Annotated in this window: 14 protein-coding genes; 11 read left to right on the top strand and 3 right to left on the bottom strand. The window is 67.1% G+C overall.

Features of this window, described 5'->3' with window-relative positions; all coding sequences use genetic code 11:
* Positions 1-245: 245 nt before the first annotated feature.
* From ARC63_RS16990 to cysS, 3 genes are read right to left on the bottom strand one after another with little or no spacing between them, the layout of a single operon-like run.
* Positions 246-1,493, bottom strand: a complete 1,248-nt coding sequence (locus ARC63_RS16990; protein ID WP_049482302.1) for an MFS transporter — start codon at positions 1,491-1,493, stop codon at positions 246-248.
* Positions 1,490-1,942 carry a SufE family protein gene (locus ARC63_RS16985; RefSeq protein WP_010486631.1) on the bottom strand — a complete coding sequence of 151 codons (453 nt, stop codon included), beginning with the start codon at positions 1,940-1,942 and terminating at the stop codon, positions 1,490-1,492. The genes ARC63_RS16990 and ARC63_RS16985 overlap by 4 nt, the downstream gene beginning before the upstream one ends.
* A gap of 53 nt (positions 1,943-1,995) precedes the next feature.
* Complete coding sequence (cysS, locus tag ARC63_RS16980; RefSeq protein WP_057503883.1) at positions 1,996-3,372, bottom strand: cysteine--tRNA ligase; 1,377 nt, start codon at positions 3,370-3,372, stop codon at positions 1,996-1,998.
* A 188-nt stretch (positions 3,373-3,560) separates the two neighbouring features.
* Here cysS and ARC63_RS16975 point away from each other — a divergent pair, with 188 nt between their 5' ends.
* The 11 genes from ARC63_RS16975 to ARC63_RS16925 all read left to right on the top strand — a co-directional run bounded on the left by ARC63_RS16975 (position 3,561) and on the right by ARC63_RS16925 (position 14,862).
* On the top strand, positions 3,561-4,130 hold the full coding sequence (locus ARC63_RS16975) for a glycine zipper 2TM domain-containing protein (protein ID WP_057503882.1): 570 nt from the start codon (positions 3,561-3,563) through the stop codon (positions 4,128-4,130).
* A gap of 318 nt (positions 4,131-4,448) precedes the next feature.
* The gene (locus tag ARC63_RS16970) at positions 4,449-5,459 is read left to right on the top strand and encodes an N-acetylornithine carbamoyltransferase (protein ID WP_054172186.1); all 1,011 of its coding nucleotides are present in this window, start codon (positions 4,449-4,451) and stop codon (positions 5,457-5,459) included.
* A 62-nt stretch (positions 5,460-5,521) separates the two neighbouring features.
* Entirely contained in the window at positions 5,522-6,715 is a 1,194-nt protein-coding gene (locus ARC63_RS16965) for an argininosuccinate synthase (protein WP_019336650.1), read from the top strand.
* Between the two features lie 132 nt (positions 6,716-6,847).
* Positions 6,848-7,936, top strand: a complete 1,089-nt coding sequence (locus ARC63_RS16960) for an acetylornithine deacetylase (protein WP_010486641.1) — start codon at positions 6,848-6,850, stop codon at positions 7,934-7,936.
* Between the two features lie 25 nt (positions 7,937-7,961).
* Positions 7,962-9,290: an acetylglutamate kinase gene (locus ARC63_RS16955; protein WP_010486643.1), complete on the top strand. Its 1,329-nt coding sequence runs from the start codon at positions 7,962-7,964 to the stop codon at positions 9,288-9,290.
* 3 nt (positions 9,291-9,293) lie between these two features.
* Positions 9,294-9,896 carry a GNAT family N-acetyltransferase gene (locus tag ARC63_RS16950; RefSeq protein WP_057503881.1) on the top strand — a complete coding sequence of 201 codons (603 nt, stop codon included), beginning with the start codon at positions 9,294-9,296 and terminating at the stop codon, positions 9,894-9,896.
* On the top strand, positions 9,893-10,846 hold the full coding sequence (argC, locus tag ARC63_RS16945) for an N-acetyl-gamma-glutamyl-phosphate reductase (protein WP_057503880.1): 954 nt from the start codon (positions 9,893-9,895) through the stop codon (positions 10,844-10,846). The genes ARC63_RS16950 and argC overlap by 4 nt, the downstream gene beginning before the upstream one ends.
* A gap of 20 nt (positions 10,847-10,866) precedes the next feature.
* Positions 10,867-12,162, top strand: a complete 1,296-nt coding sequence (argH, locus tag ARC63_RS16940) for an argininosuccinate lyase (RefSeq protein ID WP_019336646.1) — start codon at positions 10,867-10,869, stop codon at positions 12,160-12,162.
* Positions 12,162-12,425: a YciI family protein gene (locus ARC63_RS16935; RefSeq protein ID WP_010486652.1), complete on the top strand. Its 264-nt coding sequence runs from the start codon at positions 12,162-12,164 to the stop codon at positions 12,423-12,425. Before argH ends, ARC63_RS16935 begins: the two co-directional genes overlap by 1 nt.
* Before the next feature lie 11 nt (positions 12,426-12,436).
* On the top strand, positions 12,437-13,594 hold the full coding sequence (proB, locus tag ARC63_RS16930) for a glutamate 5-kinase (protein WP_057503879.1): 1,158 nt from the start codon (positions 12,437-12,439) through the stop codon (positions 13,592-13,594).
* Positions 13,591-14,862, top strand: a complete 1,272-nt coding sequence (locus ARC63_RS16925; protein WP_057503878.1) for a glutamate-5-semialdehyde dehydrogenase — start codon at positions 13,591-13,593, stop codon at positions 14,860-14,862. Before proB ends, ARC63_RS16925 begins: the two co-directional genes overlap by 4 nt.
* Positions 14,863-14,882 lie beyond the last annotated feature (20 nt).

Genomic DNA, 14,882 nt, shown 5'->3' with positions numbered 1-14,882 from the left:
CCGAGCCCACGCTCGGCTCAGGCCGACAGGAGCGGTCATGCGTGCGCTCGCGGCTGTTGAGTCCGCCTTGTAGCGAGCCGAGCACCGAGGAGCACGGGCACCGGCGCGCAGCGCCGGCTCGCGGATGGCGGAGCGTTTCTTTGGTTACTTTCTTTTCGCGAAAAGAAAGTGACAAGCCCAATCATCGAGGGAGAGCAACGGCCCCAGCCAAACACCCGGCGCCGCCGAATCCGCTGTTCGCAGCGTCACTGCAGATCACGCAAATTCAGTTTCCGCAGCGTCGGGTTCTTCCACGCGGTGATCCCGGCCACGCTCAGCACCGCGAACCCACCCAGCACCACGGCCGGCACCAGGCCGAGCAGCTTGGCCATCGTGCCGGCATAGAACGCGCCCAGCTCGTTGGACGAACTGATGAAGATGCCGTTGATCGAAGACACCCGTCCGCGCATCTCTTCCGGCGTGGCCAACTGCAGGATGGTCGATCGGATCACCACCGAGACGCCATCGAAGGCCCCGTAGAACAGCAGGATCAGCGCCGACAGCCAGAAGTGCTGCGACAGGCCGAAGCCGATCACGCACAGGCCGAAACCGGCCACCGCGAACAGCAGTACGCGGCCGGCATTGCGGTGCAGCGGGTGGCGGGCCAGCCACAGACCCACGCACACCGAACCGAGCGCCGGCATCGCGCGCAGGATGCCCAGGCCTTCCGGGCCGTGGTGCAGGATTTCGTGCAGGAACGCCGGCAGCATCGCCACCACGCCGCCGAGCAGGACCGAGAACATGTCCAGCGCCATCGCCCCGACCATGATCCGGTTGCCGACCACGAAGCGCGCGCCTTCGGCGATGCTCTTGAAGATCGGCGCGGCGGGACCGGTGTGCACCGGTTCTTCCACCTTCAATGTAGCCAGGCAGGCCATCGCCACCAGCGCAAAGGCCGTAGCCACCGCGTAGGAGAGGCCCTTGCCGCCGAAGCCGACCAGCACGCCACCCAGTGCCGGACCAGCCACCATGCCGGCCTGGAACACCACCGCGCCGAGGCCTGCGCCGCGCGCGAACTGATCGCGGGCCAGCACGCGGGCGAACAGCGCGTTGTAGATCGGCGACAGGAAGGCGCGGACCATGCCGGTCAGGGCGATGGCTGCATAGATGGGCCACACGCCTTCAAACGGCAGCCAGCCCTTGGCCACGCTGGTCAGTACCAGCGCGGTGGCGATCAGCCCGGAACAGGCCGCCATGCCCAACCGGCGCCGCGGCAGATGGTCGACCAGGTAGCCGGCGAATGGCGCCACGCAGAAGAACGGCAGCACCTCGGCCAGGCCGATCAGGCCCAGCGAGAACGGATTGCGGGTGACTTCGTAGATGTGCCAGCCGACGGTGACTGCCACCACCTGGTAGGACAGCATCGCGAAGATGCGGTAGGCCAGCAGCTTGGCGAAGCCGGGTCGGGACAGCAGGCCCAGCGCGGTGTCCTCGGCTGTGGCAGGCTCGCTCACGACGGATCGCGCTGCAGCTGGGCCTGCGCGGTCTCGCGGATGAAGGCCAGCATCGCTGCCACACCATTGCTGCGGGTCGGAGACAGGTGGCGGGCCAGGCCGATGTCCTGGATATAGCTCGGTTCGGTGGCCAGGATCTCCTGCGCCGAGCGCCCGGAGTACACGCGCAGGGCCAGGAAGATCAGGCCGGAGACGATGGCCGAATCACTGATGGCATGGAAGCGCAGCGACTGCGCATTGCCTTCCGGCACGATCCAGACCATCGACTGGCAGCCGAGCAGGCGATGCTCTTCGGTCTTCCATTCTTCCGGGAAGGCCGGCAGCTTGCGGCCGAGGTCGATCAGGTACTGATAGCGCTCGGACCAGTCGCCGAAGAAGCCGAATTCCTCGGCGATGGCGGTCTGGGCCTCGGCGGCGGTGGGTTCAAGCGGGAACGGGGAGTCGGTCACAACAGTCTCTACGGTGGGGCGTGGCCGGCGTACCGGCCACGGGGCAGGGCAGGTCAGCCGCGCTTGCGCGACCAGCGCACGCCCTGCGGGGTGTCTTCCAACACGATGCCTTCGGCGGCCAGCTGGTCGCGGATGGCGTCGGAACGGGCGAAGTCGCGGGCCTTCTTGGCAGCGGCACGCTCGTCGATCAGGCTCTGGATACGGGCGTCGTCGCCGTCATCGCCCGCAGCGGTACCGAACCATTGCGCCGGATCGGCCTGCAGCAGGCCCAGGGCCAGGCCGGCACCGAGCAGCTCGCCCTTCAGGCGCGCCTGTTCGGCCGGGTCGGTGGCCCGGCGTGCATCGGCAGCGATGCGGGCCACTTCGGCCAGCGCCTGCGGAGTGTTCAGGTCGTCATCCAGGGTCGCCTCGACCGTGGCCGGGATCGCCACGACCGCGTCGACCGACGCCAGTTCGCGCAGGGTGCCGTACAGGCGATCCAAGGTGCGCACCGACTGCTCGATCAGGCCATCGGACCAGTCCAGCGGCTGCCGGTAGTGGGCCGACAGCAGCGCCAGGCGCAGCGCTTCCGGCGGATGCTGGCGCACCAGGTCGTGCACGCGCTCGATGTTGCCCAGCGACTTGCTCATCTTGGCGCCGCCGAAGTTGAGCATGCCGTTGTGCAGCCAGAAACGGGCGAAGATCTTGCCGCCGTGGGCGCATTCGCTCTGCGCGATCTCGTTCTCGTGGTGCGGGAACTGCAGGTCGACGCCGCCGGCATGGATGTCGATGGTCTCGCCCAGATGGGCGGCGGCCATCGCCGAGCATTCGATGTGCCAGCCCGGGCGGCCACGGCCCCACGGCGATTCCCAGCCGGGCAGGTCGTCGCTGGACGGCTTCCACAGCACGAAATCGCCGGGATCGCGCTTGTAGGGGGCGACATCGACACGGGCGCCGGCCAGCATCTCTTCCGGGTCGCGGCGCGAGAGCTTGCCGTAGCCGTCGAAGCTGGCCACCGCGAACAGCACATGGCCCTCGGCGGCATAGGCATGGCCGTTGGCGATCAGCTGCTCGATCATGGTGACGATCTGCGGCATGTGCGCCGTCACTTCCGGTTCGATGTCCGGCGGCACCACGCCCAGGGCGGCCATGTCTTCACGGTAGGCGGCAGCGAACCTGTCGGTGATGGTGCTGATCGGCACCCCCTGCTCGCGCGCGGCGGTGTTGATCTTGTCGTCCACGTCGGTGATGTTGCGCGCGTAGCGCAGGCCACCGAAACGGCGCCGCAGCAGGTCGGCCAGCACGCCGAACACCACCGGGCCACGGGCGTTGCCGATGTGCACGTAGTTGTAGACCGTGGGGCCGCACACATACAGGGTCGGACAGGCCGGGTCGAGCGGGATGAACGGTTCGAGCTGGCGAGTCAGGTTGTTGTGCAGGCGCAGGGTCATGGGGCTGTGGCTGGGGGACAAGCCTGTGATTTTAGAACGTGTCGGCCCCCTTTGGGGGCACCGCCTGCCACCGGTGGACGCCGGGTCCGTCCAAGGTGGGGTGGGCAGGAGCAGCGTGGACGGGTAATGTTCAGCCCCTTGCGCTCGCCACTGCCTACACTATTGCCGTGTCCTTGCTCCCTTCGCCAATGAAATCCACCGCGTTGCTGACCCTGGCCTGCCTGTCGGCGCTGGCCGCCGTGGACCAGGCGCAGGAGGCCGAGCCCCGCAACCGGGTGGTGATCGTGGAGAACGTGAAGTTCGACTACGCGCAGGTGCTGAACGTCGAGCCCGTGTTCCAGACCCTGCGCGCGACCCGCACCGAAGAACACTGCGAGCCGGTCTCGACCCGGACTCTGGCGCCGGTCAATGTCACCGGCGAGGAGCCGGTCGAGGACAAGGGCCGGATCAGCCGCTTCTGGGACTCGGTGCGCTCGATGTTCAAGCGCAGCGATGAAGAGGTCTCCGAGGACGCCGCCGCCGAGTCACCCGCCCCGGCGCCGGCACCGGCCAACAATGGCCCGATGCTGACCCGTGACTGCCGTATCGTGCCGGTGGGGCGTGAATTCCGCAGGCCCATCGCCTACGACGTGGATTACGTCTACAAGGGCACCAAGTACCGCTCACGGCTGCCGGAAGACCCCGGCAACCGGCTCAAGATCCGGGTGTCTATCACCCCTTGGGTCGGCCCCGAGCAGGGCGCCACGGGCAATCCCTGATTCTGCGACCCCGGCCCCTTGCGTCGGCCCCGGCCGCATGCAAAGATGGTTGACCATGAAGCTCACCGACTTCCAGCACGACAGCAGCGCAGCCCGACAGGCGTCGGGCATGACCTCGCGTGCGCGTCGACCGGAACCCCACATCCTCGCTGGGTAACCGGAGCTTTTTGCTGTTCGTCCGAAAAAAACCCAGCCGCCCGGCTGGGTTTTTTCGTTTCTGCGTTCTGAAAGCTGCAACTGCAACCTTTTCGTTCCACCTTTGCTTCCTGTTTTCCCTTCCACCGCGTCGAACCCGGCGCCGCCACGCAAGGAAAGATGATGTCCCCCAAGCACTTCCTGAACACCCAGGACTGGAGCCGCAGCGAACTTGACGCGCTGCTGACCCAGGCCGCGCTGTTCAAGCGCAACAAGCTCGGCGACCAGCTCAAGGGCAAGTCGATCGCGCTGGTGTTCTTCAATCCGTCCATGCGCACCCGCACCAGCTTCGAACTGGGCGCGTTCCAGCTCGGCGCCCACGCGGTGGTGCTGCAGCCGGGCAAGGATGCGTGGCCGATCGAGTTCAACCTCGGCACGGTGATGGACGGCGATACCGAAGAGCACATCGCTGAAGTGGCCAAGGTGCTGGGCCGTTACTGCGACATCATCGCCGTGCGCGCGTTCCCCAAGTTCATCGACTGGGCCTACGACCGCCAGGACATCGTCCTCAACAGCTTCGCCAAGTACTCGCCGGTGCCGGTCATCAACATGGAGACCATTACCCACCCGTGCCAGGAATTGGCCCACGTGATGGCCCTGCAGGAGCACTTCGGCACCCAGGACCTGCGTGGCAAGAAGTACGTGCTGACCTGGACCTACCACCCCAAGCCGCTGAACACCGCCGTGGCCAACTCGGCGCTGACCATCGCCACCCGCATGGGGATGGACGTGACCCTGCTGTGCCCGACCGCCGACTACATCCTCGACGACCGCTACATGGGCTGGGCCGAGCAGAACGTGGCCGAGAGCGGCGGTTCGCTGAAGATCAGCCATGACATCGACAGCGCCTACGCCGGCGCCGACGTGGTCTACGCCAAGAGCTGGGGGGCGCTGCCGTTCTTCGGCAACTGGGAGCCTGAAAAGCCGATCCGCGACCAGTTCAAGCACTTCATCGTGGACGAGCGGAAGATGGCGCTGACCAACAACGGTGTGTTCAGCCACTGCCTGCCGCTGCGCCGCAACGTGAAGGCCACCGACGGCGTGATGGATTCGCCGCAATGCATCGCCATCAACGAAGCCGAGAACCGCCTGCACGTGCAGAAGGCGATCATGGCCGCGGTTGCCGGGCGCTGATTTTTTCCGATTCAATCATTTCCGCCGGGCACGGCCCGGCGCTACCAGGACATACCCTCCCCATGAGCAACAAAGACGTCGTTCTCGCCTTCTCCGGCGGCCTGGATACCAGCTTCTGCGTGCCGTACCTGCAGGAGCGTGGCTACAACGTGCACACCGTGTTCGCCGACACCGGCGGCGTGGATGATGAAGAGCGCGATTTCATCGAAAAGCGCGCCGCCGAGCTGGGCGTGACCAGCCACGTTACCGTCAACGGTGGCCCGGCCATCTGGGAAGGCTTCGTCAAGCCGTTCGTGTGGGCCGGTGAAGGCTACCAGGGCCAGTACCCGCTGCTGGTGTCGGACCGTTACCTGATCGTCGATGCGGCGCTGAAGCGTGCCGCCGAACTGGGCACCCACATCATCGCCCACGGCTGCACCGGCATGGGCAACGACCAGGTCCGCTTCGACCTGGCCGTGAAGGCACTGGGCGACTACCAGATCATCGCGCCGATCCGCGAGATCCAGAAGGAACACACCCAGACCCGCGCCTACGAGCAGAAGTACCTGGAAGAGCGCGGCTTCGGCGTGCGCGCCAAGCAGCAGGCCTACACCATCAACGAGAACCTGCTGGGCCTGACCATGTCCGGCGGCGAGATCGACCGCTGGGAAGCCCCGGGCGAGGGCGCCCGTGGCTGGTGCGCACCGCGCAGCGAGTGGCCGGAGCAGGCGCTGACGGTCACCCTGAAGTTCGTCGAAGGCGAAGCGGTTGAACTGAACGGCAAGGCGCTGCCGGGCGACCAGATCCTGGCCCAGCTCAACAAGCTGTTCGCCCCGTACGGCGTTGGCCGCGGCGTCTACACCGGCGATACCGTGATCGGCCTGAAGGGCCGCATCGTGTTCGAGGCCCCGGGCCTGGTTTCGCTGCTGGCCGCACACCGCGCGCTGGAAGATGCGGTGCTGACCAAGCAGCAGAACCGCTTCAAGCCGGATGTGGCGCGCAAGTGGGTGGAGCTGGTGTACGAAGGCTTCTACCACGACCCGCTGAAGACCGACATCGAAGCGTTCCTGAAGTCCTCGCAGGCCAAGGTCAACGGTGAAGTGGTGCTGGAGACCCGTGGTGGCCGCGTCGATGCAGTGGCGGTGAAGTCGCCGCACCTGCTCAACACCAAGGGTGCCACCTACGCGCAGTCGGCCGACTGGGGCGTGGAAGAGGCCGAGGGCTTCATCAAGCTGTTCGGCATGAGCTCGACGCTTTACGCGCAAGTCAACCGCTGAGCGGTTGACCACGCATTCCACCTCAACCCTGCGCCGTTGGCGCGCCCCCTTCAACAAGAAGGGGGCTCTCCACCAGACGCATTCCGGTAGCGCCGGGCCATGCCCGGCGGAATTCCACAGGATTGTTGATTCATGCTTGAACAGACGCTCGATCACCTGCAGGCGCTGGTGTCCTTCGACACCCGCAACCCGCCGCGTGCGATCACCACCGGTGGCATCTTCGATTACCTGCGCGCGAACCTGCCCGGCTTCAACGTCGAGGTGATCGACCACGGCGCCGGTGCGGTCAGCCTGTACGCCGTGCGCGGGACGCCGAAGTACCTGTTCAACGTACACCTGGATACCGTGCCGGATTCGCCGCACTGGAGTGCCGACCCGCACGTGATGCGCCGCCTGGACGACCGCGTGGTCGGTCTGGGCGTGTGTGACATCAAGGGCGCGGCCGCCGCACTGGTGGCCGCAGCCAATGCCAGCGACGGTGATGCAGCCTTCCTGTTCTCCAGCGATGAAGAAGCCAACGATCCGCGCTGCATCGCTGCGTTCCTGGCCCGTGGCCTGCCGTATGAAGCGGTGCTGGTGGCCGAGCCGACCATGAGCGAGGCGGTGCTGGCGCACCGTGGCATCAGCTCGGTGCTGATGCAGTTCGCTGGCCGCGCGGGGCATGCCTCGGGCAAGCAGGATGCAGCCGCCAGCGCGCTGCATCAGGCCATGCGCTGGGGCAACCGCGCGCTGGATCACGTGGAATCGCTGGCGTCGGCGCGCTTCGGCGGGCTGACCGGCCTGCGCTTCAACATCGGTCGCGTCGAAGGTGGCATCAAGGCCAACATGATCGCGCCCGCTGCCGAAGTGCGCTTCGGTTTCCGTCCGCTGCCGTCGATGGATATCGATGCGTTGCTGGCGACCTTTGCCGGCTTCGCCGAGCCGCAGGCGGCACTGTTCACCGAAACCTTCCGTGGCCCCAGCCTGCCGGCCGGTGACATCGCCGAAGCCGAGAACCGCCGCCTGCTGGCGCGCGACGTGGCCGATGCGCTGGACCTGCCGATCGGCAACGCGGTGGACTTCTGGACCGAGGCCTCGCTGTTCTCGGCCGGTGGCTACACCACGCTGGTGTTCGGCCCGGGCGACATCGCCCAGGCCCACACCGCCGACGAGTTCGTGACGCTGGAGCAGCTGCAGCGCTACACCGACGCCGTGCACCGCATCATCGCCGCCGGCGCCTGATTCTTCCCTTTCCGACGAAACCGAAATGTCTCCTGCCCTCCAGCCCCACCGCCAGACCCGCCAGACCATCGTGCGCCTGCTTTCCAGCATGGCCAGCGCGAAGGAGATCAGCCAGTACCTCAAGCGCTTTTCGCAGCTGGATGCCAAGCGCTTCGCCGTGGTCAAGGTCGGGGGCGCGGTGCTGCGCGACGACCTCGACGCGCTGACCTCCTCGCTGTCGTTCCTGCAGGAGGTCGGTCTGACCCCGATCGTGCTGCACGGCGCCGGCCCGCAGCTGGATGCCGAGCTGTCGGCCGCCGGCATCGAGAAGCAGACCGTGAACGGCCTGCGCGTGACCTCGCCGGAAGCGCTGGCGATCGTGCGCCGGGTGTTCCAGCAGTCCAACCTGCGCCTGGTCGAGGCGCTGCAGCAGAACGGCGCGCGCGCCACCTCGATCACCGGTGGTGTGTTCGAGGCCGAGTACCTGGACGTGGACACCTACGGCCTGGTCGGCGAGGTGAAGAAGGTCAACCTGGCGCCAATCGAGGCCAGCCTGCGCGCCGGTTCGATCCCGGTCATCACCAGCCTGGGTGAGACCGCCGGCGGCCAGATCCTCAACGTCAACGCCGACTTCGCCGCCAACGAGCTGGTGCAGGAACTGCAGCCGTACAAGATCATCTTCCTGACCGGCACCGGCGGCCTGCTGGACGAGCAGGGCAACGTGATCGATTCGATCAACCTGTCCACCGAGTACGACCATCTGATCGCGCAGCCGTGGATCCACGGCGGCATGAAGGTGAAGATCGAACAGATCAAGGATCTGCTTGATCGCCTGCCGCTGGAATCGTCGGTGTCGATCACCCGTCCGGCCGACCTGGCCAAGGAACTGTTCACCCACAAGGGCTCGGGCACGCTGGTACGCAAGGGCGAGAAAGTACTGCGCGCCACCGCCTGGGACGAACTGGACCTGCCGCGCCTGAAGGGCCTGATCGAATCCAGTTTCGGCCGCACCCTGGTGCCGGACTACTTCGAGAAGACCAAACTGTTGCGTGCCTATGTCAGCGAGAACTACCGCACCGCGGTGATCCTCACCGACGAGGCAGAGGGCGTGTACCTGGACAAGTTCGCCGTGCTCGACGACGCGCAGGGCGAGGGCCTGGGCCGCGCAGTATGGAACGTGATGCTGGAGGAAACCCCGCAGCTGTTCTGGCGCTCGCGCCACGGCAACCCGATCAATCACTTCTACTACGCCGAGTCCGATGGCTGCTACAAGCAGGATCAGTGGAAGGTGTTCTGGTTCGGTGCCGATGGCATCGACCGGATCAAGACCTATGTCGATCATTGCGCGCAGCGCACCCCGAGCCTGCAGGGCTGAGCGATGAGCAACCTCGATGCCTGGAACACGGTTCCCACCCTGCGCGGCCAGCACGTAACCCTGAAGCCGCTGCAGATGGAGCACGTGCCGGGCCTGCGCGATGCGCTTGAAGGCAGCGGCCTGGACCAGCTCTGGTACACCCAGGTGCCGTCCCCGCAGCGGGTCGAGCACTATGTGCAGGCCGCGCTGCAGGCGCAGGCTGAAGGCAAGGTGCTGCCCTTCGTGATCCGCGATGCGGCGGGCGAGATCATCGGCAGCACGCGCTTCTACGACATGGATGCCGGCGTGCCCAAGCTCAGTCTCGGCTACACCTGGTATGCGCCGCGTGTGCAGCGCACCGGCGCCAACACCGAAGCCAAGCTGTTGCTGCTGCAGCACGCCTTCGAGGCCATGGGCTGCATCAGCGTGGTGCTGGAAACCAGCTGGTTCAACTTTACTTCGCGTACCGCCATCGCCCGCCTCGGCGCCAAGCAGGACGGCGTGCTGCGCAACCACAAGCGGCATGCCGACGGCACGCCGCGCGACACCGTCATCTTCTCCATCATCGATGCGGAATGGCAGGGCGTGAAGCGCCACCTGCAGTACCGCCTGGACAGTCACGCATGAACGATTCGACTTTCACCCTGGGTATCGTCGGTGCCCGCGGCCATACCGGTGCCGAGCTGATCAAGCTGGTGGCCGCCCATCCGCGGCTGAAACTGGCTTTCGTCTCCTCGCGCGAGCGCGCCGGGCAGCGCCTGTCCGATCACCATCCGGAATTCCAGGGTGACCTGCAGTACGAGAACCTGGACGCCGACGCGGTGGCCGCCAAGGGCGTGGATGCGGTGATCCTGGCCCTGCCCAATGGCCTGGCCGCGCCGTTCGTGGCCGCGCTTGAAACCGCGAAGCCGGACACTGTCATCGTCGATCTCTCGGCCGACTACCGCTTCGACAACAGCTGGTACTACGGCCTGCCGGAGCTGACCCGCGGCCGCTACAACGGCCAGAAGCACATCAGCAACCCGGGCTGCTATGCCACGGCAATGCAGCTGGTGGTGCATCCGCTGCTGGACCTGCTGGCCGGTCCGCCGCAGTGCTTCGGTGTCTCCGGCTACTCCGGTGCCGGTACCACGCCGTCGGACAAGAACAACGTTGAACTGCTGGCCGACAACCTGATGCCGTATGCGCTGACCAACCACGTGCACGAGCGCGAAGTGTCCGTGCAGCTGGGCGTGGCGGTCGAGTTCATGCCGCACGTCGCGCCGCATTTCCGTGGCATCACGCTCACCGCCAATCTGTGGCTGAACCGGGTGCAGACCCGCGAGCAGATCGTCGAGCGCTTCCAGCAGGCCTATGCCGGCGAACCCTTGATCGAAGTGGTGGATGAAGCGCCGTGGGTCAGCCGCATTGCCGGTCGCCACGGTGCCCAGGTCGGTGGCTTCACCCTGGCCCCGGGCGGCAAGCGGGTCGTGGTGGTGGCGACCCTGGACAACCTGCTCAAGGGCGCGGCCACCCAGGCCATGCAGAACCTCAACCTCGCGCTGGGCATCGACGAACTGACGTCGATCCCGCACTGAACACGTATTCCGGAGCCCCCATGGCAGACCTTCTTTGGCAGAAGCCCGGCGTCGCCGTCGACGCCCAGATCCAGACCTTCCTCGCCGGCGACGACGTGATCCTCGATCGCGAATTCTTCCTGCACGACATCGCCGCCAGCGCCGCGCATGCACAGGGCCTGCAGCACATCGGCATCCTCAGCGCCGACGAGCTGGAAGGCCTGCTGCGCGAACTGGAGATCCTGGCGCAGGACTTCCGCGAAGGCCGCTTCGTGCTGGATACGCAGTACGAAGATGGCCACTCGGCGATCGAAGCGCGGTTGACCGAACGCCTCGGCGACGCCGGCCGCAAGATCCACACCGGCCGCAGCCGCAACGACCAGATCCTGGTGGCCACCCGCCTGTGGCTGAAAGAGAAGCTGCAGCGCGTGGCGCAGCTCAGCGCCGAAGTGGCCAAGGTCGCGCTGGACCGTGCGCAGGCCGAGAAGGACCTGCCGATACCCGGCTATACCCACATCCAGCGTGCCGTGGTGTCCTCGGCCGGCATGTGGTGGGCGGGCTGGTCCGAGGCCTTCATCGACAATGCCATCCGCGCCCGTGACACCCATGCACTGATCGATGCCAACCCGCTGGGCACCGCCGCCGGTTATGGCGTCAATCTGCCGCTGGACCGCGAACACACCACGGCTGCGCTCGGTTTCGCGCGCATGCAGATCTCGCCGATCTACGCGCAGCTGTCGCGGGGCAAGTTCGAGCTGGCCGCGCTGGAAGCCCTCGGTGGCGCCACCCTGGACCTGCGCCGCATCGCCTGGGACCTGTCGCTGTTCACCAGCGCCGAGTTCGGCTTCGTCGCACTGCCGGCGCAGTACACCACCGGCAGCTCGATCATGCCCAACAAGCGCAACCCGGATGTGATCGAGCTGATGCGCGCCACCCATGCCAGCGTCGCCGCCGCGCGCACCGAGATCGAGCAGCTGCTGTCGCTGCCGTCGGGCTACCATCGCGACCTGCAGTCGTCCAAGGGCGCCATCTTCCATGGCTTCGGCCGTGGCCTGGCCGCGCTGGAGCTGCTGCCGGCGCTGCTGGCCAATCTGGAGTGGCGTGACGACAGGCTGCGCGCAGCGATCGACTCGGGCATGTATGCCACCGACGTTGCCGTGGAAGCGGCCGTGGCTGGTGTGCCGTTCCGCGAGGCCTACAAGGCCGCTGCGGCCGGTGCCGATAGTGCAGGGCAGGGGCGCACGCCGGAAGGCAGCCTGGCCGCTCGCGTGTCGCCGGGTTCGGCAGCCGACCTGCGCCTGGATGAACTGCGCGCGCGCTGGCAGGCGCTGTCCTGATGGCGGGCACGGTCTACCTGGTGTTGGCCATGCGCCGGCCCGGTTTCAATGCCGCCGCCGTGCAGCCGCATCGTGACTTCCTCGATGCGTTGCAGGCGCAGGGAAAGCTGCAGCTGACCGGCGGCTTCGCCGATGGCAGCGGTGGCGCCTATGTGCTGTGCAACGTGGACAGCCTGGCGCAGGCACAGGCCATCGTCGCCACCGATCCGCTGGTGACGATGCAGGCCTCCGACCTGACCGTGCACGAATGGAACACTCGCTGAGAGCCTGACCGATGATCCAGCACGCTGCCCACGTCGCCTCGCCGTTCCCCGAACAAGCGCTGCCACCATGGCGGCGTGCAGTGCTGAAGGTCGGCAGCAGCCTGCTGGCAGCCGATGGCGGCGGCCTGTCGCCACGCCACGCGCTGGGCCTGGCACAGTTCGTCTCGGCCAATGTACTGGCCGGGCGTGAGGTAGTGATCGTATCGTCCGGCGCGGTCGCTGCCGGGCGCGCGATCCTGCCGCGGGCCGATGAGCCCGGCGCGGCGATGGCGGCGCGGCAGGCGCTGGCCGCGCTCGGCCAGGCCCAGCTGATCGGGCTCTGGCAGCGCTTCTTCGAGCGCCCGGTGGCGCAGGTGCTGCTGACCCACGACGACCTGCGCAACCGCCGCCGCTACCTCAACGCACGCGCTACCCTCAACGAACTGCTGCGGCTGGGTGCGTTGCCGGTGGTCAACGAGAACGACACCGTGTCGGTGGACGAGCTCAAGCTCGGCGACAACGACAACCTGGCCGCGACCGTGGCGGCGCTGGTCGATGCCGATGCACTGTTCATCGCCACTGACATCGACGGCCTGTACAGCGCCGACCCGCGCACCGTGGCCGACGCGCGGCCGTTGCACGACGTGCCGGAACTGAGTGACGAGGTGCTGGCGATGGCCGGTGGCGCCGGCTCGCGCGCTGGTACCGGCGGCATGCGCACCAAGCTGGAGGCGGCGGCGAAGGCCGGTCGCCTCGGCATAGAAACCTATCTGTTCAATGGCCGCAGTGGCGACGTGGTGCGCGCGCTGGCGCAGGATCGCCTGTTCGGTACCCGTATCCATGCCGCACGCAGCCGCGAGGCCGCACGCAAGCACTGGCTGCGGCACGCGCCGCTGGTCGAGGGCGCGATCGTGATCGATGCCGGCGCGGCGCAGGCCATGCGCGAGAAGGGCGCCTCGCTGCTGCCCGGTGGCATCACCGGCGCGGAGGGCGTGTTCCGCCGTGGCGACATGGTGCAGGTGTGCTGGAACGCGCCGCAGGGCCGTGTCTGCGTCGCGCGCGGCGTCAGCCAGTACGCGGCCGACGATGTGCGCCGGATCGCCGGCCGCCATTCGCGCGACATCGAGGCCGTGCTGGGCTACAACTACGGCGGCAGCGTCGTCCATCGCGACGATCTGGTGCTGCCATGACCGGTTTGAAGGACTCCCCGATGAGCGACATCGAAACGCAGGCGCGTGCCTGCCGTGACGCGGCCCAGAACGTTGCCGGCCTCGACAGTGCGGCCCGCCGCACGCTGCTGCTGGCCATGGCACAGGCGCTGGAAGTGAATGCCGGGCTGATCCTTGCCGGTAATGCACGTGACCTCGCCGCCGCGCGCGACAAGGGCGTTGGCAGCGCCATGCTCGACCGCCTGGCGCTGGACCCGGCACGCCTGTTCGCGATGGCCGAAGCCGTGCGTGAGGTCGCCGCGCTGCCCGATCCCGTCGGCCAGATCACCCGCGACGATGTGCGTCCAAACGGCATCCGCGTGCAGAAGGTACGCGTGCCGCTGGGTGTGATCGCAATGATCTATGAGGCGCGCCCGAACGTGACCGCCGAAGCGGCTGCGCTGTGCCTGAAGGCCGGCAATGGCGTGATCCTGCGCGGTGGCTCCGAAGCCATCCATTCCAACACAGCCATCGCCCAGGCGTTGGCGGGCGCGCTCAAGGCCAATGGCGTGCCACCGGCGGCGGTGACCGTGCTGACCGACCTGCGCCGCGAAGCGATGCTGGAACTGCTGCAGCTGCAGGAACTGATCGATCTGGCGATTCCGCGCGGCGGCGAAGGCCTGATCCGCTTCGTTGCCGAACATGCGCGGGTGCCGGTGATCAAGCACTACAAGGGTGTCTGCCACCTGTTCGTGGATGCCAGCGCCGACCTCGGCAAAGCCATCGATCTGCTTGTGGACGGAAAGTGCAGTCGTCCGTCGGCCTGCAATTCGCTGGAGACCCTGCTGGTGCACCGTGATGTGGCCGAAGCGTTCCTGCCGCGCGTGGCACAGGCGCTCGGCGAGCGCGGCGTGGAGCTGCGCGCCGACGCGGCTGCGCAGCCGTTGCTGCCGGGTAGCAACGCAGCCACCGATGCGGATTACGCCGCCGAGTTCCTGGATCTGGTGCTGGCCGTGCGGGTGGTGGATGACCTCGATGCGGCCATCGCGCACATCCGCCGCTATACCTCCGACCATACCGAAGTGATTGCGACCGAAGAGGCGGTCCACGCCGAGCGCTTCGTCAACGCGCTGCGTTCGGCGGTGGTGATGGTGAATGCCTCATCGCGCTTTTCCGATGGTGGGCAGTTGGGCCTGGGCAGCGAGATCGGTATTTCCACCACGCGCCTGCACGCCTACGGCCCGATGGGCCTGGAAGCACTCACCGTCGAACGGTTCGTCGTGCGCGGTGAAGGGCAGACGCGCACGTAGATCCACGCCGTGCGTGGATG

It is taken from the genome of Stenotrophomonas geniculata ATCC 19374 = JCM 13324, from assembly GCF_001431625.1.
Taxonomy (GTDB): Bacteria; Pseudomonadota; Gammaproteobacteria; order Xanthomonadales; family Xanthomonadaceae; genus Stenotrophomonas; species Stenotrophomonas geniculata.
This window is presented reverse-complemented; position numbering and strand designations above follow the sequence as displayed.